The organism is Acinetobacter sp. BEC1-S18-ESBL-01 (assembly GCF_014169935.1).
Classification (GTDB): domain Bacteria; phylum Pseudomonadota; class Gammaproteobacteria; order Pseudomonadales; family Moraxellaceae; genus Acinetobacter; species Acinetobacter pittii.
Genome location: NZ_AP022302.1, coordinates 774,407 through 800,474, shown reverse-complemented (window position 1 = coordinate 800,474; position 26,068 = coordinate 774,407). Strand labels below are relative to the sequence as shown.

Genomic DNA, 26,068 nt, shown 5'->3' with positions numbered 1-26,068 from the left:
TAAAAACAAATAAGGCCACAACTGTGGCCTTATTTTTATTTAAAAACTATTAACTTATCCTAAGTTTTTAAAACCCTGCTGACGCCATGCTTCATAAACAATCACAGCCGTTGCATTAGATAAATTTAAACTTCTTGAGTTTTCAGCCATCGGCAAACGAATCCACTGTTCTTGTGGAAACATCAAGCGAACATGCTCAGGCAAGCCGCGTGTTTCTGGCCCCATCAGTAAAGCCACAGGTCGATTCAAATCAACTGTATGCGGAGTTGCAGAACCTTTAGTGGTGAGTGGAAAAACATGCTCGACTCCTTTAGCTTTCAAGTCAGCAAGGCAAAGTTCTATGTTGTCCCAAATTTGCATACGTGCCCATTCATGATAATCAAGGCCTGCTCGTTTGAGCTTTTTATCATCCAATTCAAAACCTAAAGGCTTGACCAAATGTAACTGTGCACCAGTATTAGCACATAAACGAATGATATTGCCTGTATTGGCAGGAATTTCAGGCTCGTATAGGACAACATGAATCACAAATTTTCTCGACTTTAATAACCAGCAATAAACTCAAATGAACTTATTGCCATTTTAACTGTTCACGTAAATTCACCACTTCACCAATAATGGTTAAAGTTGGTGCTACGATATGATGTTCAGACACTTTTGTTGCGATATCAGCTAATGTTCCAACTACAACTTTCTGGTCTGGTGTGGTTCCCTTAGAGATTAAAGCTACCGGCATATCAGCACGTTGGCCATGAGCAATAAGTTGCTCACAAATGCGTTCTAAACCAACTAGCCCCATATATAAAACCAAAGTTTGATTTTCATAAACCAACTCATTCCAAGGAAGTTCAGGTGAACCTTCCTTTAAATGCCCAGTCAAGAAACGAACACTTTGTGCATAATCACGATGTGTTAATGGGATGCCCGCATAAGCTGAACAGCCTGATGCTGCTGTTATGCCTGGTACAACTTGGAAAGTGACATTCGCCTCAACGAGCTCTTGAATTTCTTCACCACCACGCCCAAAGATAAACGGATCACCACCTTTTAGACGACAAACACGCTTTCCTTTTTGAGCATATTCAACCAGTAAAGCATTGATGCCATCTTGGGGAACAGAGTGATTCGAACGCGCTTTACCCACATAAATTTTGGTCGCATCACGACGGCAAAGTTCTAAAATGGGTGCAGAAACAAGACGATCATAAATCACAACATCAGCTTGCTGCATAAGACGTAATGCTTTTAGTGTCAGTAACTCTGGATCACCCGGCCCAGCGCCTACCAAATAAACTTCACCTTTAGGTGCAGTCCATTCTGTTAAGGCTTGCTGAATCAAACCATTTGCAACTTCTAAATTGTCATTGAAAACTTGTTCTTTCAATGGACTAGCATAGAGGTTTTCCCAAAAAATCCGACGCTCATCTGGATTGGGAATTTTTTCTTTTACCTGCTTACGCCAGTGACCAGAAAACTCAGCCAACTTACCCATGCCATGCGGAACAATTGTTTCTATTTGAGTACGAAGTTGTCTCGATAAAACTGGTGATGCACCATTTGAAGCGACAGAAATAATTAATGGAGAACGGTCAATTATAGCTGGAACCATAAAGCGACAATGTGGAATATCATCAACACTATTTACTAATAAATTACGCGCTTCACATTGTTCAAAAACAGCTTTATTCACCTGCGCATCATTAGTTGCAGCAATCACTAATCGATATGGTGTATTTAATATTTTTTCAGCAAAGGACTCGGCAAAATACTCTCCGCCTGTCGTTTTGACTAACTGTAAAAGCTGCTCTTCAATTGCAGGAGCAATAATATCGATTACTGCTCCCGCTTTGGCTAAAAGGTTTGCTTTGCGCAAAGCAATATGCCCGCCACCCACAATCAGACAATGTTGCTGTTGCAACTTTAAAGAGATTGGAAAAATATCCACCTTAAACCTCTACATTAATCATCTGATTTGGGTTAAGCAAAAACCGTGCACAATTTAGATGCAAAGCTTAGTCAATAAACGTTGCACCACCCATATATGGGCGTAATACTTCTGGAATCTCGATAGAACCGTCTTCACGTTGGTAATTTTCCATTACAGCAAGCAAAGTACGTCCAACTGCCAGACCTGAACCATTTAGTGTATGCACCAATTCGGTCTTCTTTTGATCCATTCTGTAGCGTGCTTTCATGCGGCGTGCCTGAAAATCACCCATATTAGAGCAACTAGAGATTTCACGATAAGTATTTTGGCTTGGAACCCAAACCTCTAAGTCGTAAGTCTTAGTTGCACCGAAGCCCATGTCACCACCACAAAGCAAAATTTTGCGGTATGGCAAACCTAGTGCCTGCAAAATACCCTCAGCATGTGCAGTAAGCTCTTCAAGTGCTTGCATAGATGTTTCAGGTTTAACGATTTGCACCATCTCAACTTTATCAAATTGGTGCTGACGAATTAAACCGCGTGTATCTCGACCATAAGAACCAGCTTCACTACGGAAACATGGCGTATGCGCTGCATATTTTAATGGCAAGCGTTCAGTATCAATAATCTCATCACGAACGAAGTTAGTAACTGGAACTTCTGCTGTTGGGATGAGGTAATATTCTTTTTCACCTTGAAGTTTGAATAAATCTTCTTCAAATTTTGGTAACTGCCCAGTACCACGAAGTGAATCAGCATTGACCAAATAAGGCACATACGCTTCTGTATAGCCATTCTTTAAAGTATGAGTGTCAAGCATGAACTGAGTTAATGCACGTTGTAGGCGTGCTAAAGGACCTTTCAATACGCTAAAACGTGAACCAGTCAATTTAGTCGCAGTTTCAAACTCTAAACCGCCCATCCACTCACCTAAATCAGTATGATCTTTGATTTCAAAATCAAACTGACGAGGCGTACCCCACTTTGAGATTTCAACGTTATCATCTTCATCTTTACCAGCAGGAACAGACTCATCTGGTAAGTTAGGAATACTCAACGCTTTTTGTTCAATCTCGTTTTGGAGCTCTGACAAAGCAACTTCAGCAGCTTTGATTTCATCACCAATGGCTTGCATACGCGCCATGATTTCAGAAGCATCACCACCGGATTTTTTAATCTGACCCACTTGTTTTGCACCGGCATTACGTTCTGCCTGCAATTTTTCAGTTTTTGATTGCAAGTCTTTACGGCGAGTTTCTAAAGAAGCCCATTCTTGAACATCTAATTGAACACCGCGTTTTGCCAAAGCCGCATTAACGGCTTCAATATTATTTCTGAGTAACTTAGGGTCGATCATAATCAATCATAATATGGGTAAAAAACTGGCTATAGTGTAAGGCCTTAACACTAAAAAATATAGTGATCATCTTCATAACGAATAGCTTTCACACAATTCTTAGAATAGATCACTTATTTTAAAAGTTATAGTTTGGCACACTTGGCAAATACTCAGGTTTAATGAACTTACCCGCTTCAAAATATGGCAGCGTTAATTCAGACATTCCCTCTGCATATGAAGCCAGCTCATAAATTGGATAGACAAATACAATGCCATTAGCACCATAGTAGAAATTATCGCTTAGCTGAAGTTTTTCACGGCTAATATTATGTGCTTGAAGCCAATTTGTATTAGCTTCAAAAAGAGCATCAACCAACTGTTTTTCAACATCTGGCTGAATAAGTTCAGCAACAGTAATGTGCTTTTTATTTAATAAGTCAAAATTTACAAATTCTTGATGAGACATGCCGTGTGCAGCACCAGCTGAGTACGAATAAGTCTGTAATGCAAAGGTGGCAAGGTTATAGTTTTGCCCTAAATAGCGAACATAAATTGCACTTTGACTTGAACTTGGTTCACCTTCAGGTACTTCAACTGGTTGATCAGCTAAATTTGCAAAAGCATTCGGATCTGCTTTCTTTATACGATTGGTGAAGTAATCATTAATCCATTTTTGATTGGTCTGTACTGTTTGGAAGTCATACTCAGTACAACCATCTTCTAAGCAAACTTTTGATTTTGGCAATTTTACTGGGATTACTTTTGCTTGAATTACAGGAACACCAGCCTCTTTAGTCTCTTTAACTTTTGCAGTTGAAGTGGCCTGCTCCTCTTTAGCCGCAGACTTTGGTTGGCAACCAGTCACAATTGCCATTGCAGCCATTAATGGAAGAATACAAATAATTTTCTTATCGTAAAGTCGCATAATAATCCCCATGAATTTACCTCTAACACTATACAAAGCGTAAGAATAAGACGGGGTTAAAAAATGTATCTGTTTCTCTTATATAAAAAAAGCTACCGTTAAAGTAGCTTTTTTGAAGAGGCTTTAATTATTGATCAATAACATCCGTACCTTTTGGCGGCGTAAAGTTAAAGACTGATGCCGGAATTGAAGCATTTACTTTAACGTTCTTAAAGCGTACATAGGTGGTTTGACCTAATGAGTCTTGTAATACCATAAGTGTAGGCGCTTTATTTGCTCCGAAGCTAATCGTTAAGCTTTGGAATGCCCCATCTTCTTTTTTAGGGAATAATGTGAAATAGAGTTTAGATTTATCGGGTTGTGTTACACGATAAGACTTCATAATTTGGTTGGTATTACCAGAGAGTAATAATGCTGGTGTATCTGCAACCTGATCATCTAAGCTTTGGCGGACAGCTTGTTGTAAATCCGGATCATAGATCCAAACTGTTTTTCCGCTCGTTACAATAGTTTGTTTAGCAGGACTTACTGTTTCCCAATAAAATTTCCCCGGACGCTCAACTTTCATTGAGCCTTTAAATGTCTGGTTCATATGCTGTGCACTTAAACTCTTTTTCTGTGCCACAGTTTTTGTATTGGCTTTAGTTGTTTGTTCAAAGTCGGCAGTCAAACGCTGTAAACCTGATAACTGATTAACCAGGTTCCCAATTGCCTGTTGCTCCGGTGCTGCTACAGGCGCAGCAAACACTGTAGTACTCATTACAGGAGCAAGCACTGACGCGCTAAGTGTAATAGCACACATAGTTTTACGAAGCATATTCATGTCATCACCTTTTTAGTTGCTGTAAGGCAACTTACTCTCTTTCATAGTTATGAAACTGAGTAAGCTCTTAATTCAAGACTCATATTAACCGACAAACTCTGTGCTAATCATTGAGAAAATAAGATATTTTGTTATGTTATTCATGTTGTTTGTAGAATTTCATTCATCATGATGAAGATGAATAAAAATAAATGCCATAAAAAAAGCCCACAAAATGTGGGCTTTTTTCGAGCTAAAACTTATACAGTTTCAACTTTTACGTAGCGACGGCCAAATTGACCTTTCACTTCGAATTTTACTACGCCGTCAGCAGTAGCAAATAAAGTATGGTCACGGCCCATACCAACATTTGCACCAGCGTGGAACTCTGTACCACGTTGACGAACGATGATGTTACCAGCAGTTACAGCTTGACCGCCGTAAACTTTAACACCTAACATTTTTGGATTTGAATCACGACCGTTCTTCGTCGATCCACCGGCTTTTTTAGTTGCCATGTCTCTTACTCCTCGTGATTAGCCTGAAATACCAGTAATTTTCAACTCAGTGAACCATTGACGGTGACCTTGTTGTTTACGGTAGTGTTTACGACGACGCATTTTGATGATGCGGATTTTGTCGTGACGACCATGACCAATCACTTCTGCAGTTACTTTAGCGCCAGCTACAACTGGAGCACCGATTTGAATGTTGTCACCGTTTACAACCATTAATACATCATCAAATGTAATAGTCGCACCAGATTCAGCTTTCAATAATTCAACTTTAAGGGTTTCACCCTCAACTACACGGTGCTGTTTACCACCGCTTTGGATTACTGCGTACATAATGTACTCCAATCAGCCCGTGTCGTCGTGTCGATAAAGGGATATATCGATCTTAAAACGATCGCCACTGGGGTTATACAAGGCGACAGATTTTAAGTGAAATTTGATCAAACGACAAGTATTTTCTATCTATCAGTAAAGCATGATCCCCTATTCTTACAAAATCAAACAGCTTGGATTGGAATTTAGCAGTTTTCATTGATTCTGAATGAAAATTAAAATACAGTTCCAAACACAAATTGCGTCAAGAACAAGTTGTATTAATGCTGATGTCATTAAATTTATTGTTTTGTCGAAAACATCGTATTTTGCTTAAATAAAGAACAAAAAACGCTTAAAAACAATAGAAATGATTAATATCAGCCACTTGTTAAGCTATGCAACACATCTTTAATTGATACACTAACGCCACTTATCTACCAATACGGGGTTTTTCTTCATATGGTCATCGATTTCAAGCAAGACATTCTTGCGCCTGTTGCTTCAGACTTCGCTGCGATGGATCACTTGATTAATGAAGGAATTAGCTCAAAAGTCGGTTTAGTCATGTCTGTCAGCAAACATGTCGTTGAAGCTGGCGGAAAGCGTATGCGCCCAATCATGTGTTTACTTGCAGCACGTGCTTGTGGTTTAGATAACATGGCAAATGCACAGCGTTTAGCTGCAATCATTGAAATGTTGCATACCGCGACACTGGTCCATGATGATGTGGTAGATGAATCTGGGCTTCGTCGTGGACGCCCTACAGCAAATGCAACATGGAACAATCAAACAGCCGTTTTAGTTGGCGACTTCCTGATTGCTCGTGCTTTCGATTTACTAGTCGATTTAAACAACATGACTTTATTGAAAGACTTTTCAACAGGTACATGTGAAATTGCTGAAGGTGAAGTATTACAACTTCAATCACAGCATCAACCAGATACAACTGAAGAAACTTATTTAAAAATTATTCATGGTAAAACGTCTCGCCTGTTTGAGCTGGCTACAGAAGGTGCTGCTATTTTGGCAGGGCAAGAAGCGTACCGTGAGCCATTAAGATTGTTTGCCGGTCATTTTGGTAATGCATTCCAGATTATTGATGATATTTTAGACTACACCTCTGATGCTGAAACATTAGGTAAAAATATTGGTGATGATTTAATGGAAGGTAAGCCAACTTTACCGTTAATTTCTGCATTAGCACGCTCAACAGGTGAAGAGCATGCGATTATTCGTCGCAGTATCGCAACTGGTGGAGTAGACCAACTATCTCAGGTCATCGAAATTGTACAGAAGTCTGGTGCTTTAGATTATTGCAACCAACGTGCCCAAGAAGAAACAGAAGCAGCACTGCAAGCTTTATCAAACCTACCCGATACAGCGTATCGTCAGGCTTTGATTAATTTAACTCAGCTTGCGTTACATCGAATACAATAGATATTATTTTGCCTATGCATATAAATTTTTCAGATCTTTTTTTAAAAATAGAGAAACAGCTTGAGGATCCTCAAGCTGTCATTGATGAAAATCTACTGATTGAACTCGTCAATGTCATCCGACCATCCACCCCACAAGATACGGATGAAATTAAGAAAAAAATACAGGCTTTTATTGAAAGTCTTTTGCGCACACCTACAGCGCCCTTTTTACTACAAACTTTTTTATTACGTTTAATTAATCGCTATAAGCAAGTTAGTTTATATGCTGATAGCGGAATCTTGTCTTTAGATGGTTTCTGGAACCAACTTGGGCAAAGACTCGGAGCACATTTTTTACCTTTAATAGAAGATGCAAGCCAACTCAAAATATTAATTGGTAAAATTTTCTATTTAGAAAGTGACAAAATTTGGCTCAATAATATTGATGATGAAGATTGGGCAAATTTATTTAGCCTTATTGGGCAAAGCCAAAGTAATGTCGATGAGAAGTTAGTCATTCAAAGTGAAATGATTAAAGCCATTACAGTCCTATCTTATCGAATTAGTGGAATTGGTCTTTATCCCGAATTTATTAACGCTCAGCCAGAATTAACAGAATATGAGTCGCCGTTTTTAGTTCAGAACCGTGAAATTATTGAGTTTATTGAAAAGTATAAAAAACAAGAAATTTCTGAACATGAAATTGCAGTTATTTCCCCGCCCGATGCATCACAAGCATTTGTTATGTTGGAACAATGCCGAGATGTGGTTTTAAAGATTCGCCGTGCGACCAAAAGAATTGGTGTCAGCTTAAGTTTGACTTACTTACTGTCATTACTTGAGCAATGTCTTGATCGAATTGAGTTATTACTTTATCTGGTCGTAGATAACACTAAAGGAAAATATGTTTCTTTAGGACATCTGATTTCCGATTTAACCAAGGCACATTACAGCGAAAAAAGTGTTCGCTCATTACTCAGTACGACTAGTGAACTCATTGCCTTTCAGGTAACAGAAAATGCTAGCCGAACAGGTGAACATTACGTAAGTACAGATACCAAAGGCTTTTGGGGAATGTATAAAGCTGCCGCTGGTGCAGGTGTCATTATTGCCTTTATGGCATCTTTAAAAATTCTTGCTGCAAGAATGACAATGGCCCCGCTCATGCAAGCCTTTACGTTCAGTATGAATTATTCCCTAGGTTTCATTCTGATTCATGTTCTGCATTTTACAGTTGCGACCAAGCAACCCGCTATGACGGCGGCGGCTCTTGCTGCAACAGTGCAGCAACGTAAAGGCTCTAAAACGGCTCAAATTGCAGAGTTAGCGGCGCTTATTATTAATATTATCCGAACGCAATTTATTGCTATTTTGGGCAATATTTCAATTGCGATTCCTACTGCTGCACTCATCACTTTTGCTTGGCAGTTTTACCTTGATGAACCGTTATTAACCCATACTAAAGCAACTTATCTTCTACACAGTCTAAACCCCTTTACTTCATTAGCAGTTCCCCATGCAGCAATTGCTGGAGTATGTTTGTTTTTGTCAGGTCTCATTGCAGGATACTTTGACAACATGGCTGTTTACCGAAAAGTCGGCCCGCGTCTAAGAGCACATCGCCGTTTAGCTAGCTGGTTTGGGCAAGATCGCCTTAACCGTTTTGCTGAATATATTGAACGTAATTTAGGTGCGTTAGCCGGTAACTTCTTATTCGGTATTATGCTAGGAAGTATGGGGACCATAGGCTTTATCCTAGGTCTACCTTTAGATATTCGCCATATTGCCTTTGCATCCGCTAACTTTATTCAAGGTTTAATGACTATTAACGGCAGCCCAGATATCGGACTGATTATCGTGTCCTTTCTTGGTGTGCTATGCATTGGTCTCACTAACTTATTTGTGAGTTTCACCTTAACGATTATTGTGGCATTACGAGCGCGTCGAGTCCGCTTTGAACAATGGAAACCTTTAGCCAAATTGGTCATGACCCATTTTTTAACTCGTCCAAGCGATTTTTTCTGGCCACCGAAACAACCATTAGAACTTGAAGAAAATACCTCAACAAATAACGGGAAAAAAGCAGACCACTAAGAATTTTGCTTTGTACACAAAATGTGATTTTCGTCAATTTTGTTGTGATTGTTTTTCCAAATGTTAAAAAATTTTCAAAATGAATTTACGATGATCTATCAGGCTTGAAAAAAAGTGTACTGGCAAGTACACTTTTAACGGCTTTCAGTAGTAGACACTGCTTGAACGAGCAAAGGTATATACATGCCCTATTTATTGCTTTTTATTGGTTGTATTTTTTTAGGATTAGGTGTTCTTGGTCTTTTTGTACCAAGACTTCAATCTTTGGATCTTCTCACCGTTCAAATATTGAGTGAAAATCGATCAGATTATCTTAACTCTATTACGACCTTTCTAGCACGTGTAGGCGGTATGCCTTTTGTATGTTTTTTATCCTTATTGGTGTGTATATATCAAGCATGGTATAAAAAATATATTACTGTTATTTTCATTAGCGTGGGTGTTCTTGGCAGTATCATCACGGGTTGGCTGCTCAAGTGGTGTGTTGACCGTCCAAGACCTCCACAGGTATATCATATTGTCGAAAGTTATGGTGCATCGTTCCCAAGTGCACATAGTGTTTATGCATCAACACTGGCTTGTATGGCAATGATAATGTTATGCCATAAGCCCAACACTAACTCTCCTTATATCATTTTGATTTCCTGTCTTTGGTTTATCTGCATGGGGCTTTCAAGAATATATGCTGGAGTTCATTTTCCAACAGATGTACTCGCCGGTTGGGGCATAGGTTTTATTTGGATTGCACTGCTTTGGCTCTGGTTATTACAAACACAAAGTAGGTTAAGTAGAAAACAAATATATTTTTAGATTTTATCTAAACGAGGTGGAACAATGATGTCGGCTAAGCTTTGGGCTCCTGCCCTTACTGCTTGCGCATTAGCAACAAGTATCGCACTTGTTGGTTGTAGCAAAGGCTCCGATGAGAAACAGCAAGCTGCTGCTGCTCAGAAAATGCCGCCTGCAGAAGTAGGTGTTATTGTTGCTCAACCACAAAGTGTTGAACAAAGCGTTGAACTCTCCGGCCGTACTTCAGCATATCAAATTTCTGAAGTTCGCCCTCAAACAAGTGGCGTGATTTTAAAACGCTTGTTTGCTGAAGGAAGTTACGTTCGTGAAGGACAGGCTCTATATGAACTGGATTCTCGAACTAACCGTGCAACGCTTGAAAATGCAAAAGCTACCCTTTTACAACAACAGGCAAATCTAGCTTCACTACGTACTAAGTTAAACCGTTATAAGCAACTTGTTTCAAGTAACGCTGTATCTAAACAAGAATATGACGACTTACTTGGTCAGGTTAATGTTGCCGAAGCACAAGTTTCTGCTGCAAAAGCTCAAGTAACGAATGCAAATGTTGATCTTGGCTACTCTACAATTCGCTCACCAATTTCTGGTCAGTCTGGACGTTCTTCTGTAACAGCAGGTGCTTTAGTCACTGCTAACCAAACTGAACCTTTAGTGACGATTCAACAGTTAGATCCGATCTATGTTGACATTAACCAGTCTAGTGCCGAGTTATTACGTTTACGTCAACAACTTAGCAAAGGCAGTTTAAACAATAGTAACAACACGAAAGTGAAATTGAAGCTCGAAGATGGTTCAACTTACCCAATCGAAGGACAACTTGCTTTCTCTGATGCTTCTGTAAATCAGGATACAGGAACGATTACTTTACGTGCCGTATTCTCGAACCCGAATCATCTGTTACTTCCAGGCATGTATACCACTGCACAGATTGTTCAAGGTGTAGTTCCTAATGCTTACCTGATTCCTCAAGCTGCAATTACACGTTTACCTACAGGTCAAGCTGTAGCAATGCTTGTTAATGCCAAAGGTGCTGTTGAGAGTCGTCCTGTTGAAACCTCTGGTGTTCAAGGACAAAACTGGATTGTGACTAACGGTCTTAAAGCTGGTGATAAAGTGATTGTTGACGGTGTTGCCAAAGTTAAAGAAGGGCAAGAAGTTTCAGCAAAACCTTACCAAGCTCAACCAGCGAATCCACAAGGTGCAGCTCCAAATGCGACAAAACCGGCTCAATCAGGTAAACCTCAAGCAGAACAGAAAGCATCTAATGCATAAGGGGTAGATTGAATGGCACAATTTTTTATTCATCGCCCCATTTTTGCGTGGGTGATTGCATTAGTCATTATGTTGGCGGGTATTCTCACGCTAACAAAAATGCCTATTGCACAGTATCCGACGATTGCACCACCGACAGTTACAATTGCTGCAACTTATCCTGGTGCATCTGCTGAGACTGTTGAAAACACTGTAACCCAGATCATTGAACAACAAATGAATGGTCTAGATGGTTTACGCTACATTTCATCTAACAGTGCTGGTAACGGTCAGGCCTCTATTCAATTAAACTTTGAACAAGGTATTGATCCAGATATTGCACAGGTTCAGGTTCAAAACAAATTGCAATCTGCAACTGCGCTTTTACCTGAAGATGTACAGCGTCAAGGTGTAACAGTTACTAAATCTGGTGCAAGCTTCTTGCAAGTTATTGCATTCTACTCACCAGATAACAGCCTTTCTGATTCAGACATTAAAGACTACGTAAACTCATCAATTAAAGAACCACTTAGCCGTGTTGCTGGTGTGGGCGAGGTACAGGTCTTTGGTGGTTCATACGCAATGCGTATTTGGCTTGATCCAGCTAAGTTAACCAGTTATCAACTTACTCCTAGTGATATTGCAACAGCTTTACAAGCGCAAAACTCACAAGTAGCGGTAGGTCAATTAGGTGGTGCGCCAGCTGTACAAGGTCAAGTGCTTAATGCAACAGTGAATGCACAAAGTTTGCTGCAAACACCTGAACAGTTTAAAAATATCTTCTTAAAGAACACAGCATCTGGTGCTGAGGTTCGTTTAAAAGATGTTGCGCGTGTAGAGTTAGGTTCTGATAACTATCAGTTTGACTCGAAATTTAATGGTAAACCTGCTGGTGGTCTTGCAATTAAAATTGCAACTGGTGCCAACGCACTTGATACGGCAGAAGCTGTTGAACAACGTTTATCTGAATTACGTAAGAATTATCCAGCGGGTCTTGAAGACAAACTGGCTTATGACACAACTCCATTTATTCGTCTTTCAATTGAAAGTGTTGTACACACATTAATTGAAGCGGTAATTTTGGTATTCATTGTCATGTTCTTGTTCTTACAGAACTGGCGTGCAACGATTATTCCAACACTTGCTGTACCTGTTGTTGTGTTAGGTACATTCGCTGTTATTAATATCTTTGGCTTCTCAATTAACACTTTAACCATGTTCGCCATGGTATTGGCAATTGGTCTTCTGGTCGATGATGCCATCGTTGTGGTCGAAAACGTCGAACGTGTGATGAGTGAAGAGCATACCGATCCGGTCACGGCGACGTCACGATCAATGCAACAGATTTCTGGCGCGTTAATTGGTATCACAAGCGTATTAACAGCGGTATTCGTACCAATGGCATTCTTTGGTGGTACAACTGGTGTAATTTACCGTCAGTTCTCGATTACCCTTGTAACAGCAATGGTTCTATCGTTAATTGTAGCGTTAACATTTACACCGGCACTTTGTGCAACCATTTTAAAACAGCATGATCCTAACAAAGCACCAAGCAATAATATTTTTGCTCGTTTCTTTAGAGGCTTTAACAATGGTTTTGACCGCATGTCGCATAGCTACCAAAATGGTGTTAGCCGCATGCTTAAGGGCAAAATCTTCTCTGGCGTGCTTTACGCTGTAGTTATTGCTTTATTAGTGTTCTTGTTCCAAAAACTCCCATCTTCATTCTTACCAGAAGAAGATCAGGGTGTGGTCATGACGCTTGTTCAATTACCGCCAAATGCAACGCTTGACCGTACAGGTAAAGTGATTGACACCATGACAAACTTCTTCATGAATGAAAAAGACACTGTGGAATCAATTTTCACCGTTTCGGGCTTCTCATTCACAGGTGTTGGTCAAAATGCTGGTATTGGCTTCGTTAAATTGAAAGACTGGAGTGAGCGTACTTCACCAGAATCTCAAATTGGCGCATTGATTCAACGTGGTATGGCATTGAACATGATCGTTAAAGATGCATCTTACATCATGCCATTACAGCTTCCAGCAATGCCTGAACTCGGTGTAACAGCCGGATTCAACTTGCAACTTAAAGATTCAAGTGGTCAAGGCCATGAGAAACTTATTGCCGCACGTAATACGATCTTAGGTTTGGCTGCACAAGATAAACGTCTTGTGGGTGTTCGCCCTAATGGTCAAGAAGATACACCTCAGTATCAAATTAATGTAGACCAAGCTCAAGCTGGTGCCATGGGCGTTAGCATTGCCGACATTAACAATACGATGCGTATTGCATGGGGTGGTTCATACATTAACGACTTCGTTGACCGTGGCCGTGTGAAAAAAGTTTATGTTCAAGGTGATGCGGGTAGCCGTATGATGCCTGAAGACTTAAATAAGTGGTATGTACGTAATAACAAAGGCGAAATGGTACCGTTCTCTGCATTTGCTACTGGCGAATGGACATATGGTTCTCCACGTCTTGAACGTTATAACGGCGTGTCATCGGTTAACATTCAAGGTACACCTGCACCTGGCGTGAGCTCTGGTGACTCAATGAAAGCGATGGAAGAAATTATTGCTAAGTTACCATCTATGGGCTTACAAGGTTTCGACTATGAATGGACAGGTTTATCACTTGAAGAACGTGAGTCTGGTGCTCAAGCTCCATTCTTATATGCACTTTCATTGTTAATCGTTTTCCTTTGCTTGGCTGCATTGTATGAAAGCTGGTCTATTCCGTTCTCGGTTTTACTTGTGGTACCACTCGGTATTATTGGTGCAATCGTATTAACTTACTTGGGTATGATTATTAAAGGAGATCCAAATCTCTCAAATAACATTTACTTCCAGGTAGCGATGATCGCGGTAATCGGTCTTTCTGCAAAAAATGCGATCTTGATTGTTGAGTTCGCAAAAGAGCTGCAGGAAAAAGGTGAAGACCTAATTGATGCAACTTTACATGCTGCAAAAATGCGTTTACGTCCAATCATCATGACTACCCTTGCCTTCGGTTTCGGTGTACTTCCGCTTGCCCTTTCAACAGGCGCAGGTGCAGGAAGTCAGCACTCTGTTGGTTACGGTGTACTCGGTGGTGTAATCAGTGCAACGTTCTTAGGTATCTTCTTTATCCCTGTATTCTATGTGTGGATTCGTAGTATCTTTAAGTACAAACCAAAAACCATAAACACTCAGGAGCATAAATCGTGATGCAAAACGTATGGTCTATTTCAGGTCGTAGCATTGCGGTATCTGCACTTGCGCTTGCTTTGGCAGCTTGTCAAAGCATGCGCGGCCCAGAACCAGTCGTGAAAACCGATATTCCACAAAGCTATGCATATAGCGCTTCTGGTACGTCTATTGCTGAACAAGGTTACAAACAGTTCTTTGCTGACCCTCGTTTGCTCGGAGTGATTGATTTGGCACTTGCCAACAACCGCGACTTACGTACAGCAACGCTCAATATCGAACGTGCTCAACAGCAATATCGAATTACACAGAACAATCAGCTTCCAACAATCGGAGCAAGTGGTAGTGCAATTCGTCAGGTTTCTCAAAGCCGTGATCCGAATAACCCCTACTCTACTTATCAAGTAGGTCTGGGTGTAACTGCCTATGAGCTTGATTTTTGGGGCCGCGTACGTAGCTTAAAAGATGCTGCGTTAGATAGTTATCTTTCAACGCAAAGCGCACGTGATTCGACTCAAATCAGTCTAATCAGTCAAGTGGCTCAAGCATGGTTGAACTATTCTTTCGCAACTGCCAACTTAAGACTTGCAGAGCAAACACTTAAAGCACAGCAAGATTCCTACAATCTCAACAAAAAACGTTTTGATGTGGGCATCGATAGTGAAGTTCCACTACGTCAGGCACAGATTTCTGTAGAAACTGCACGTAATGATGTAGCGAACTACAAAACACAGATTGCTCAAGCGCAAAACTTGTTGAACTTGTTAGTTGGCCAATCAGTTCCACAAAACTTGTTACCAACCCAACCTGTAAAACGCATTACGCAACAAAATGTATTTACAGCGGGTTTACCAAGCGACTTACTTAACAACCGTCCAGATGTAAAAGCTGCTGAATATAACTTAAGCGCTGCTGGTGCGAATATCGGTGCTGCAAAAGCACGTTTATTCCCAACCATTAGCTTAACGGGTTCTGCAGGTTATGCATCAACTGACTTAAGTGATCTATTTAAGTCAGGTGGTTTTGTATGGTCAATTGGACCAAGCTTAGATTTACCAATCTTTGACTGGGGCACTCGTCGTGCCAATGTGAAAATTTCTGAAACTGATCAGAAAATTGCATTGTCTGATTATGAAAAATCAGTTCAGTCTGCGTTCCGCGAAGTTAATGATGCGCTTGCAACTCGTGCCAACATTGGCGAGCGTTTAACAGCTCAACAACGTCTAGTAGAAGCAACTAACCGCAACTACACACTTTCAAATGCCCGCTTCCGTGCTGGTATTGATAGTTACTTAACGGTTCTTGATGCACAGCGTTCATCTTATTCAGCAGAACAAGGTTTGTTATTGCTTCAACAAGCAAACTTAAACAACCAAATCGAGTTATACAAAACTCTAGGTGGTGGTTTAAAAGCAAATACTTCAGATACAGTGGTTAATCAACCATCTAGTGCTGAACTTAAAAAGCAATAAGTTTTAAATAACTTATTCACAAAAGCTCACTTCGGTGGGCTTTTTTATTGCAACTCATCTGAATATTTTTTATCTTGAAACCTTAAGAATTTAGATTGATAAAAAACAATGTTATTGAGTAATTTAGAAAGTGTTCCAGGCCACCAGATTGTAAAGCAGCTAGATGTTGTTTACGGAAGTACCGTTCGTAGTAAGCATGTTGGCCGTGACCTGATGGCTAGTTTAAAAAATATTGTAGGTGGTGAACTTACGGGTTATACCGAATTATTAGAAGAATCTCGCCAAGAAGCCATGCAGCGTATGATTGTAAAAGCCCAACAGCTTGGTGCGAATGCAATTGTGGGTATTCGCTTTTCAACTTCAAATATTGCACAAGGTGCTTCTGAGTTATTTGTATATGGCACAGCAGTGGTTGTGCAGCCTCAAGCACCTCATCTACCCGATCCATTTAATGCATAGGTAGAAAATGGATAATCTTATTTTTCAGCTTGTTATTTTTCTCATTCTTTTCAGTATTGGTTGGGCTTTTGGCCGTCATATTGAACGAAAACATTTGAATGAACTTCTAGAAAAAGAGCAAAAATTTGCCCATATCAGAATTGATACCAATCGTTTTGCAACGAGTGATCAGCTAGGCCACTTTATTAGCAGTAATGTTGTGATTTCTCATGATTACTTTAAATATGTATTGGCATCTATAAAAAACGTTTTGGGCGGAAGACTGACCAGTTATGAAAGTATTGTTGAACGTGCTCGCCGAGAGGCGATTGTACGTTTAAAACAACAAGCTCAAAGTGTCGGTGCTACTCATATTATGGGAGTTCGGCTGAGTACAACCGAACTCGGAATGCAAGGCGGAATGGTCGAAGTTTTTGCTTATGGAACAGCAGTTAAAGATTAATACTGCCCAACCTCAGAAAAATGAATACGTGGATTGCCAATATTTTTAGTTAAATGCTGGCAAATTCGGGTAATTTTCCAACGGTCTTGTTGTTTCGCCAAAGTAAAATAATAACGACCAAAAGAATGAAAATAATCATTTTCTGAAAAACGATAAATTTGATAATTACATTCTAGCCATGCTTGATCTTGTTCAATCCGAACCAGAGGATTGCTCAAATTGTGCTGTAGTCGTAAATGGGATAATGCTTGCTGCCGAGAACCTTTATATTCATGACAAGACACGACACATAAAGGTTCTCCTCTAAATTGGAAATAGTCCACCTCAAGTTGATCTGCCAACAACTCATCAAAAGCGTCCCAATTTTTCTGATCAAAGACCAATTGAAAACGCGTGACGACTTCTAAAATACGGTGATAATCCTGATCCATGGTGAACCTTCTATGCGGGTTTTTCACCAATTTAGCACGGCAAAATCACTTTTTTATTTTACTTTTGTTTTCCGAATCATTTTATAAAGAAGTTTTGGTGACATCCGAGAAACCATTACACCTAGTTTTTCTTTGGCCCCACCCACAACAATATATTCTTGACCCTGTACTAAAGCTTTTACAGCCTGCTCTGCAAAAACATCTGCCTCTAAACCATTTTCAATTGCTTCGTCTTGATGGCCTTGAGGTTCCCCTGCACCATTGAGTGCATTAAAAGAAACATTAGTTTTTACAAAACCAGGGAAAATAACTGAAACTTCGACACCTTGATCTGAGACCTCAGCACGTAAACTATTTGCCCACATGTGAATCGCTGCTTTAGCAGCCGAGTAGCTTGCACGGTACTGTGTTCCCAATAAACCCGCTACACTCGACACAAATACAACTCGGCCAGACTTTTGTTTTAGCATGGTCGGTAATACTGTTTTAGTTAACGCGACTTGTGAAAAATAATCGACTTCCATAATGGCGCGTTCGGTTGCCATTGTCGTATCTTTAATTAAAGCGCGTTGGCTTAAACCTGCATTATTGATGAGCCAGTCAATACGGCCTTTCGCCTTTAAAATCTGCTTATAAGCCTCTTGAACCTGCTTTTCATCAGTAATATCTGCGACCACAGACAAATGATGATCGGGATTTAATAAACCAACCCGAACCTCTTCTAATTCTTCAAAACGACGCGAGGTCAAAATCAACTTTGCGCCTTGTAAAGCCAACTCCCCTGCTAAGGCCTTACCTAAACCAGAAGATGCGCCCGTAATCCATACCACTTTATTTTGCAAAGTATCAAGTTTGGCCATGTGATGTTCCTATTATCTTTTTAAATTATGCTGCTTGATGCATGAAGGCCAAAAAGTGGTTGATATAATGAGTTGCTGTGGTCTGATCGACCTGTGTCCCTAACTTTTCCAAACGTTTATAGCCCAAATGCGTCGTCATGTTGATGACTCCGTTAAGAGTTTTATCGACAACCAAATTAAATTTTAAACGCTTTTTAGGTTCACGTACTAGGCTTGTTACGCCTAAATCCACAATTTGTATGAGTGTTTCAAATGCAGCCGTAATGCTTTGCATATTACCGTCACGAATTTGCTGGGTAAGGGTTTCGGCTTGTTGTACGAGTTGAAGTGTGACCGGATAGGTAATATAAACTTGCTGCCCTTGCTCTTTCATGAGAGATGTCATGTAGTCAACTAAAGGTAAAAGACGTTCATTTCCAAAGAATGAAACTGACCAAGGCATGTATTTTCGAAAAGTCTCTAAAACTTGCTGAATAACTTTTTCAGACTCAGCTTGTTGTTTTGAAGACATGCTTGCATTTCCTGACTGTAAAAGCACAGAAAAAACCTGCTCAATAATTTCACAAGAAAGATCAGAGAGTACATCGCCTAAAGGTTTTGCCTGACTTTGGCTTACCCCATCATGCAGTTTTTGCCGAATAGCCTCGAATTGTGTATAAGTCGAATCGGAAATTTTCAAAAAAACTTCATAACTCATCAGCAGCATCCTTTTTCAATTCTTTTGTAATTTTTGTGCCGTGTCGCCACACGATTAAATTGTGATCCATCTTTCATAAATCTACCGTTTTTTGAAAAAAATACAAAACCGTTTATCTGTTTTCAGCACATTAATTTCGAGGCATTTTTTTGCTACAATAGATGCAATTTTTTATGCATATTCGATCTAAGCTACTATGACTGACGCTCAAACCGCTCAAAATATTGCAACCACATACGATCCAACCGAGATCGAAAAGAAGTGGTACAAAACGTGGGAAGAACAAGGTTACTTCAAACCTTCTGGTCACGGTGAATCATTCTGTATCATGATTCCGCCACCAAACGTCACTGGTAGTTTGCACATGGGCCATGGTTTTAACAATGCCATTATGGATGCCCTCACCCGTTATAACCGTATGATGGGTAAAAACACTTTGTGGCAACCGGGTACAGACCATGCTGGTATTGCAACTCAAATGGTTGTTGAGCGTCAACTTGGCTTACAAAGCGTAACTCGTCACGACTTAGGCCGTGATAAGTTCATCGAAAAAGTTTGGGAATGGAAAGAACAATCTGGCGGCACGATCACTAAACAAATTCGTCGCTTAGGTTCTTCGGTAGACTGGTCACGTGAACGCTTCACGATGGACGAAGGTTTATCAAACGCAGTTAAAGAAGTATTCGTTCGTTTACATGAAGACGGTTTAATTTACCGCGGTAAGCGCCTAGTAAACTGGGACCCTAAACTTCAAACAGCACTTTCTGACCTTGAAGTAGAAAGCAAAGAAGAAAAAGGCTCACTTTGGCATTTTAAATATTTCTTTGAAGACAAATCAGTTAAAACTCAAGACGGCAAAGACTATTTAGTTGTTGCAACAACTCGTCCTGAAACTTTACTCGGTGATACTGCGGTTGCTGTTCATCCTGAAGATGAGCGTTATGCACACCTTGTTGGTAAAAATATTGTATTACCAATTACTGGTCGTTTAATTCCGATCGTTGCAGATGAATACGTTGAAAAAGACTTCGGTACTGGCTGTGTAAAAATCACGCCTGCTCATGACTTCAATGACTATGACCTAGGTAAACGCAATAGCTTGCCTATCATTAATATCTTCAACAAAAACGCCGAAGTTTTAGGTGAGTTTGAATATATTGCAAAAGCTGGCGAACAAATTTCTAAAACGATTACTGCACCTGCCGAATACGCTGGTTTAGAACGTTTTGAAGCACGTAAAAAATTAGTTGCTCAAGCTGAAGCTGAAGGCTGGTTAGATCAAATCCAACCGTATGACTTAAAAGCGCCACGTGGCGACCGTTCAGGTGTGATCATTGAGCCGTTACTGACTGATCAATGGTATGTAAAAATTGCTCCGCTTGCTGAGCCTGCAATTGAAGCAGTTCAAGATGGCCGTATTAAGTTTGTTCCAGAGCAGTACAGCAACATGTACATGGCATGGATGCGTGACATTCAAGACTGGTGTATTTCACGTCAGCTTTGGTGGGGTCACCGTATTCCAGCTTGGTACGATGCAAATGGCAACATCTATGTTGGCCGTAATGAAGAAGAAGTACGTGCGAAAAATAACATCGCGGCTGACGTTGAACTTAAACAAGACGAAGACGTTCTTGATACATGGTTCTCATCTGCACTTTGGACTTTCTCAACTTTGGGTTGGACTGGCGATGCACAAAAAGATGCAGCAAATGATTTCTTAAAAACTTTCCACCCAACAGATGTGTTGGTGACTGGTTTTGACATCATTTTCTTCTGGGTTGCCCGCATGATCATGATGACCCTGCACTTCATGAAAAATGAAGATGGTTCATCGCAAGTTCCATTTAAGACTGTTTACGTTCACGGCTTGGTACGTGATGGTGAAGGTCAAAAAATGTCTAAGTCTAAAGGTAACGTACTTGACCCATTAGACTTGATTGACGGTATTGATTTAGAAAGCTTAGTTGCAAAACGTACGACTGGCTTAATGAACCCGAAAGATGCTGCGAAGATTGAAAAATCAACGCGTAAAGAGTTCCCAGAAGGCATTAATGCTTACGGTACTGACGCAGTTCGTTTCACGTTCTGTGCGCTTGCAAACACTGGTCGTGACATCAAGTTCGATTTAAAACGTGTTGAAGGCTACCGTAACTTCTGTAACAAAATCTGGAACGCGACTCGTTTCGTTCTCATGAATGTTGAAGGTCAAACTGTTGGCCAAGAAGCACGTCCTGATCTTTGGGAACTTCCAGAACAATGGATTATGAGCCGTCTACAAAAAGCAGAAGCCGCTGTACACCAAGCGTTTGCAACGTATCGTTTAGACCTTGCTGCTCAAGCGATTTACGACTTTATCTGGAATGAATACTGTGACTGGTACGTTGAGTTAACTAAACCAGTTCTGAACGATGCAGAAGTTTCAGAAGAGCGTAAAGCTGAAGTACGCCGTGTATTGCTTGCTGTGATGGAAGCATCATTACGCTTGGCTCATCCGCTTATGCCGTATTTGACAGAAGAAATCTGGCAGACTCTTGCACCAATGCTTGGTCAAGGTGGTCCAACGATTATGACTGCTCAATACCCTATTCCTGAGCAAGCAAAAATCAATGAACAAGCTGAAGCAGATATGCAATGGCTTCAAGGTTTGATTGGCGCAGTACGTAACATTCGTGGTGAGTTGGGCTTAGGTAATGCGCGCTTGTTGCCAGTATTACTTCAAAACACATCTGATGCTGAACGTGAACAAATTATTCGTATTGAAGCGTTGTTCAAAGCATTGGCTAAAGTTGAAAGCATTGAGTTCTTGAATAAAGACCAAGAACCACCTTTGTCTTGCTCTAGTGTTGTTAGCCATGCATCGGTATTTGTACCAATGAAAGGATTAATTGACCCTAAAGCTGAGCTTGCTCGTTTGCAAAAAGACTTGGATAAAATCCAAAAGCAACACGACCAAATTGCGGGTAAACTTGCAAATGAAGGCTTTGTTTCTAAAGCACCAGCAGCGGTTGTTGAAGGTGAAAAAGCGAAGCTTGCTGAGTTTGCTGCTCAGTTAGAAAAAGTTAAAGCGAATATGGAGCAAATTGCTGCGCTTTAAAATAAATCAATGAAAGTAAAAAATCCCTTCAATGAAGGGATTTTTTATAATAAAGTATTAAAATTCATAAATATAATCGGGAAATCACTATGGTCGAACCAGTAACTATTACTTTTGGAACATTAGTACTTAGACCACTTATTACTGAAATTTGCAAAGATATTTATAATTTTACAAAAAAATCAGGAAGAACTTTTCTTGCAGAAATGAACATAGAAAAATCTTCAGATAAGATACAATCAAAAATTAGTAAAATTTTAATGATTAGAACAATTTATGATAGTAAAAGACCTCAACATATATCTGAATTTTATTACCCAACTAAAGTAAACCTGCCCGATGGTTCCATTCAAACATTTAATGATGTAAGAGAAATAGAAATTACTGAAAATCTTATTATTGAAGGTACAGTTGGTCATGGTAAATCCATGCTTATGAGACATCTTACTCTTAATGAAATACTTAAAAAAAACTCTCTACCTATATTTTTTGAATTAAGAAGCATACAAAAAACGGAAAATTTAACGGATTGTTTATGTACCTATCTTAGCGACATTCTAGAGGTGGAATTAAGTAGTAAAAATTTCGATGCATTAGCCGAAAGTGGAAAAATTACATTATTTTTAGATGGTTTTGATGAGCTTAATAAAGAACTAATACCAAGTGTTATTTCAAAGTTAGAACAACGGTCAATAAAATTTCCCAATATGAAAATTATATGTTCAAGTCGTCCATATAATGCTTTACAGAACAGTCCATATTTTTTATCACTAACATTACACCCTTATGATAAAAATGATCAAGCAGGCTTTATTCAAAAGCTAACTCATGATATAGAAATTTCTAAACAATTAGTCCAAAAAATTGAAGAGAGTGCTATAGGTCTACAAGATATTCTAAAGACTCCTTTAATGTTGACCTTATTTGTAATGACTTATCAGACTAAATTACAAATAGCGCTTTCTATTTCAGAATTCTATAGAGATATTTTTGATGTTTTAATGAATAGACATGATTATTTAAAACTCCCTTATGAAAGAACCCGTTATGTTGATGCAACCCAATCCCAATTAGAAGATATTTTCCAAGAATTTTGTTTTTATTCAAAAAATAACGGTAATAGGATTTCATTTGATAAACAATATTTTCAGGAAGGTTTAAAGGAATCTTGTAGAATTCTTGATTTAAAATTTGATAGTAATAATATTATTTTAGAATTAACAAAAAATATTTGTCTGATACTTAAAGAGGGAAATGAATATAGTTTTATACATAAAAGTATTCAAGAGTTTTTTGTAGCAAATTTATTGAGAAGTTTCGATATAACAATACTTCAGAAATTTTATACCGATATGTTCAATTATGAAAATTACAATAAGTTTGAAGTTGAATTAAAATTTCTAAGTGAAATAGATAAATTAAATTATTATAAATTTCTAGTTATTCCTTCTATTCAAGGTTTTTTAAACGATATAAAATATATAGAAAATGGTGTCCAGCCATTTCTTCAAAGTATTTTTATTGCTTATAATGAAGATAGTGAAATTAGTAAAAATAAAATAGTAATATTGTTTGATTTCGATTATGAAAACAAATATGGGTATGTTAATAGTTTCATTCTCAGATATATTTTAATATATATTATACATAAATCTGAAGATACCAACTCTATAGAAATATATACAACCGATGAGAAAAAAATAACTGATTTTAAAATTAATGATTTACTTACTTTAAAAATCAAACAGACCATTCTAAGTGATAAAATACTTGATAACGGATTTATTACTTTAGAGAACACGCTTCGTACAGCTGAAGACTATGTTAGATCAAAATCTGAAAGAACCTATACGATTACTAGGTAATTAACCTAATCTGGCTAACAAATAGTATTTTACTTTCGTACTAAACGACCATTAACAACGTCAAGGCAGCAAATAAGCCTAAAAGCTAATTGCTGCTGCCATTAAGTTTATACTTTAATAGGCTTATCAAAGATAATTAAAGTACCCCATGCTCCAACAGCATCTCTACCCCACTTACCTTTTTCATATACTTTAAGCGTTCCTTTTCCCATTTCACCTGCTGCTTTAACTCAGCACAGTCAGCATCGACAGCTTTATAAACATCACTAATGTGTACATGTTCTGCTTTCACATTCTTGGCTAACTGAAAAGAATCCAAAATCTCAGCTATTTGGCTTTCAAGCTGCTGACTTTGTGCATCTAAAGCAAGTTTATAAAACCGTAACTGCTCAGCAGATAGTTCTTTAGCACCTAACCCCTTATTCTGCTCAAGCTGTAACTGAAGTTTGAGTAAATAAAACAAATCCTGTCTTTCATAGGCCAGACTTGCTTGTTGGAACAACTCAGTTTTTTCTTCTTTTTTAGTTTCATCTTGCTCACGGTCTGGGTGAATCATCGCGGCAATTTTTAAATAAACTGTTTTGAGCGACTGCGCTGCCATTTGTTCGGCTTGTTCACGTTTCTGTTGCTGTCTTTGCTGCTTGGCTTGTTCACGCGCTTTTTGTTGCTCAGCAGCATACTGTTCAAAGTCTTCTTCTAACTCTACACCTTGCTCAGCACTTTCTTCACATTCAGATTTTATTGACTGAGCTTTCTTATTCTTTTTTGCCAATTCAACCCCATGTTGCTGATAAAAGGTATCGATCTGCCTCACTAACTCTAACTGCTCAGCAGATAGCATTTTTGAGCGCTTCAACATGTGTGCAAGCTGGGCATTTTTTTCATCTAGTCGTTGCATGTCTGCTTTGGAAAACTCATGGCTATGCAATATATTCCAAAGTTGCTCTAGCTGCTGAAATAAGACCTCATGCAAATTTCCATACACAGGCATCAGTTTTTGCCGAATGTGCTGTTGAATCTCGGCTTGCGCATTTTGCCAAGTGCTCAGGCTAACTTTTTGCTGCTCTATTTTATCAATCAGGCGATTCAGTTTTTTCTGCTGTACAGACGGTTCAGACCTTTGCTGCAAGCTCACTTTGAGATCAAAGGACATACTCATCCACCTGAAAAAGAAAAAAGTGTAGCAATAATCAGATGAGGAAGGTAGCAAAGCATTCTTTAAATACGACTTATCTAAAATTTATATCTTAAGAAATCCACCAAATCACTAATGGCAAGGTTACTGCGGCACATAGAGTTTGAAAGCTAATCACGGCTGCCATGAGCTGACTATCGCCACCCAAAACTTTGGTTAAAATGTAGGAAGCGGAAGCAGTCGGTAGTGCAAAGAAAATAACTAAAATTTGTGTTTGCAAACTTGGCAAACCAAACCACATGCAGACCGCGTAAGCCAAAGCAGGCACTGCTAAAAGTCGTGCAAAAGTGTCTGCCGCCAACACGACAATATCTTTTTTAATTTGCATAAACTGTAAAGCTGCACCAACACATAACAAACCTAATGGCAAACTCGACACTGAAAAAAGCTTAATAAACTGACTAAAGCCTTCCCAAATCGGGATGTGAAGTGCATTGACTGCTGCCCCTACTACACACGATGCAATTAAAGGATTTTTAAGAAGTGCAATTAAAATAGGTTTAATTGCCATGTGTTCTTTAGAAGTTAATGCAAGTACCGAAATAATGTTCACAAGTGGAATGCAAAGCGCCAATAAAATTGCCAGTATTGCCATTCCTTCACTTTTAAAAAGCGAAGTGACTAAAGCCAAACCAATATAGGTATTAAAGCGAACCATACTTTGTACATGCACACCAAAACGTGCAGGCGGTATGTGCCAAAACATTCGGAGTATGTATAAAAAAGCGGTCACTGCTAAAACCACAATCAACATCGCAATAATGGCTGTGCTCAAACTTTTTAAGTCAATTTTTGCGGTTGATAGCGTACTAAAAAGCAAAGCAGGAAATAAAATATAGTAATTGAGCTTCTCTGCCCCAGCCCAAAACTCATCGCTAAAAAAACGATATTTTTTAAATAAGTATCCCGATGCAATTAATGCAACTAAGGGAAAAAGAGATAAAACAATGCTATTCATTTCTTTACTC

The 26,068-nt window shown here is 39.2% G+C and carries 22 protein-coding genes; 10 read left to right on the top strand and 12 right to left on the bottom strand.

Annotated elements, in window-relative coordinates; genetic code table 11:
• Window positions 1-54 precede the first annotated feature (54 nt).
• The 7 genes from H7R46_RS03900 to rplU form a co-directional block, all read right to left on the bottom strand.
• A complete protein-coding gene (locus H7R46_RS03900; RefSeq protein ID WP_002116042.1) occupies window positions 55-528 on the bottom strand; it encodes a tRNA (cytidine(34)-2'-O)-methyltransferase in 474 nt (157 codons plus the stop codon).
• A gap of 43 nt (window positions 529-571) precedes the next feature.
• A complete protein-coding gene (cysG, locus tag H7R46_RS03895; protein WP_005064526.1) occupies window positions 572-1,945 on the bottom strand; it encodes a siroheme synthase CysG in 1,374 nt (457 codons plus the stop codon).
• Between the two features lie 67 nt (window positions 1,946-2,012).
• Window positions 2,013-3,284, bottom strand: coding sequence for a serine--tRNA ligase (serS, locus tag H7R46_RS03890; protein ID WP_005064524.1), 1,272 nt, complete (start codon window positions 3,282-3,284; stop codon window positions 2,013-2,015).
• A gap of 118 nt (window positions 3,285-3,402) precedes the next feature.
• Complete coding sequence (locus H7R46_RS03885) at window positions 3,403-4,203, bottom strand: RsiV family protein (protein ID WP_005064522.1); 801 nt, start codon at window positions 4,201-4,203, stop codon at window positions 3,403-3,405.
• A 115-nt stretch (window positions 4,204-4,318) separates the two neighbouring features.
• Window positions 4,319-5,014, bottom strand: a complete 696-nt coding sequence (lolA, locus tag H7R46_RS03880) for an outer membrane lipoprotein chaperone LolA (RefSeq protein ID WP_004789378.1) — start codon at window positions 5,012-5,014, stop codon at window positions 4,319-4,321.
• 239 nt (window positions 5,015-5,253) lie between these two features.
• Window positions 5,254-5,511 carry a 50S ribosomal protein L27 gene (gene rpmA / locus H7R46_RS03875; protein WP_002116037.1) on the bottom strand — a complete coding sequence of 86 codons (258 nt, stop codon included), beginning with the start codon at window positions 5,509-5,511 and terminating at the stop codon, window positions 5,254-5,256.
• 18 nt (window positions 5,512-5,529) lie between these two features.
• On the bottom strand, window positions 5,530-5,841 hold the full coding sequence (rplU, locus tag H7R46_RS03870; protein ID WP_000271409.1) for a 50S ribosomal protein L21: 312 nt from the start codon (window positions 5,839-5,841) through the stop codon (window positions 5,530-5,532).
• 441 nt (window positions 5,842-6,282) lie between these two features.
• On the opposite strand from rplU, the gene sdsA reads away from it, so the two are divergent.
• The 8 genes from sdsA to H7R46_RS03830 all read left to right on the top strand — a co-directional run bounded on the left by sdsA (window position 6,283) and on the right by H7R46_RS03830 (window position 16,958).
• Window positions 6,283-7,260 (top strand): All-trans-nonaprenyl-diphosphate synthase, encoded by a 978-nt coding sequence (gene sdsA / locus H7R46_RS03865; protein ID WP_005064519.1) that lies wholly within the window; start codon window positions 6,283-6,285, stop codon window positions 7,258-7,260.
• Between the two features lie 14 nt (window positions 7,261-7,274).
• Window positions 7,275-9,335 carry a site-specific recombinase gene (locus tag H7R46_RS03860; protein ID WP_005064518.1) on the top strand — a complete coding sequence of 687 codons (2,061 nt, stop codon included), beginning with the start codon at window positions 7,275-7,277 and terminating at the stop codon, window positions 9,333-9,335.
• Window positions 9,336-9,518: 183 nt separating this feature from the next.
• A complete protein-coding gene (locus H7R46_RS03855) occupies window positions 9,519-10,145 on the top strand; it encodes a phosphatase PAP2 family protein (protein ID WP_005064516.1) in 627 nt (208 codons plus the stop codon).
• 24 nt (window positions 10,146-10,169) lie between these two features.
• Window positions 10,170-11,417, top strand: coding sequence for a multidrug efflux RND transporter periplasmic adaptor subunit AdeI (gene adeI / locus H7R46_RS03850; RefSeq protein ID WP_005064514.1), 1,248 nt, complete (start codon window positions 10,170-10,172; stop codon window positions 11,415-11,417).
• Between the two features lie 12 nt (window positions 11,418-11,429).
• Window positions 11,430-14,606: a multidrug efflux RND transporter permease subunit AdeJ gene (gene adeJ / locus H7R46_RS03845; protein WP_005064511.1), complete on the top strand. Its 3,177-nt coding sequence runs from the start codon at window positions 11,430-11,432 to the stop codon at window positions 14,604-14,606.
• Window positions 14,606-16,057, top strand: coding sequence for a multidrug efflux RND transporter outer membrane channel subunit AdeK (gene adeK / locus H7R46_RS03840; protein WP_002116015.1), 1,452 nt, complete (start codon window positions 14,606-14,608; stop codon window positions 16,055-16,057). The genes adeJ and adeK overlap by 1 nt, the downstream gene beginning before the upstream one ends.
• Window positions 16,058-16,165: 108 nt before the next feature.
• Window positions 16,166-16,516 (top strand): YbjQ family protein, encoded by a 351-nt coding sequence (locus tag H7R46_RS03835; RefSeq protein ID WP_002116377.1) that lies wholly within the window; start codon window positions 16,166-16,168, stop codon window positions 16,514-16,516.
• A gap of 7 nt (window positions 16,517-16,523) precedes the next feature.
• A complete protein-coding gene (locus H7R46_RS03830) occupies window positions 16,524-16,958 on the top strand; it encodes a YbjQ family protein (protein WP_005064507.1) in 435 nt (144 codons plus the stop codon).
• Here H7R46_RS03830 and H7R46_RS03825 read toward each other — a convergent pair.
• Genes H7R46_RS03825 through H7R46_RS03815 form a run of 3 tightly spaced genes read right to left on the bottom strand, consistent with a single transcriptional unit; the run spans window position 16,955 to window position 18,946 of the window.
• Window positions 16,955-17,389, bottom strand: coding sequence for a nuclear transport factor 2 family protein (locus H7R46_RS03825; RefSeq protein ID WP_005064505.1), 435 nt, complete (start codon window positions 17,387-17,389; stop codon window positions 16,955-16,957). The genes H7R46_RS03830 and H7R46_RS03825 overlap by 4 nt on opposite strands.
• 53 nt (window positions 17,390-17,442) lie before the next feature.
• The gene (locus tag H7R46_RS03820) at window positions 17,443-18,249 is read right to left on the bottom strand and encodes an SDR family NAD(P)-dependent oxidoreductase (protein ID WP_005064503.1); all 807 of its coding nucleotides are present in this window, start codon (window positions 18,247-18,249) and stop codon (window positions 17,443-17,445) included.
• Between the two features lie 25 nt (window positions 18,250-18,274).
• On the bottom strand, window positions 18,275-18,946 hold the full coding sequence (locus tag H7R46_RS03815) for a hypothetical protein (RefSeq protein WP_005064493.1): 672 nt from the start codon (window positions 18,944-18,946) through the stop codon (window positions 18,275-18,277).
• A 196-nt stretch (window positions 18,947-19,142) separates the two neighbouring features.
• Here H7R46_RS03815 and H7R46_RS03810 point away from each other — a divergent pair, with 196 nt between their 5' ends.
• Window positions 19,143-22,040, top strand: coding sequence for a valine--tRNA ligase (locus H7R46_RS03810; protein WP_005064491.1), 2,898 nt, complete (start codon window positions 19,143-19,145; stop codon window positions 22,038-22,040).
• Window positions 22,041-22,129: 89 nt separating this feature from the next.
• A complete protein-coding gene (locus tag H7R46_RS03805) occupies window positions 22,130-23,905 on the top strand; it encodes an NACHT domain-containing protein (RefSeq protein ID WP_086260919.1) in 1,776 nt (591 codons plus the stop codon).
• Window positions 23,906-24,041: 136 nt separating this feature from the next.
• Here the strand turns inward: H7R46_RS03805 and H7R46_RS03800 are convergent, their stop codons facing one another.
• A complete protein-coding gene (locus tag H7R46_RS03800) occupies window positions 24,042-25,058 on the bottom strand; it encodes a hypothetical protein (protein WP_005064482.1) in 1,017 nt (338 codons plus the stop codon).
• Window positions 25,059-25,152: 94 nt separating this feature from the next.
• Complete coding sequence (locus tag H7R46_RS03795) at window positions 25,153-26,058, bottom strand: AEC family transporter (RefSeq protein ID WP_005064481.1); 906 nt, start codon at window positions 26,056-26,058, stop codon at window positions 25,153-25,155.
• Window positions 26,059-26,068 lie beyond the last annotated feature (10 nt).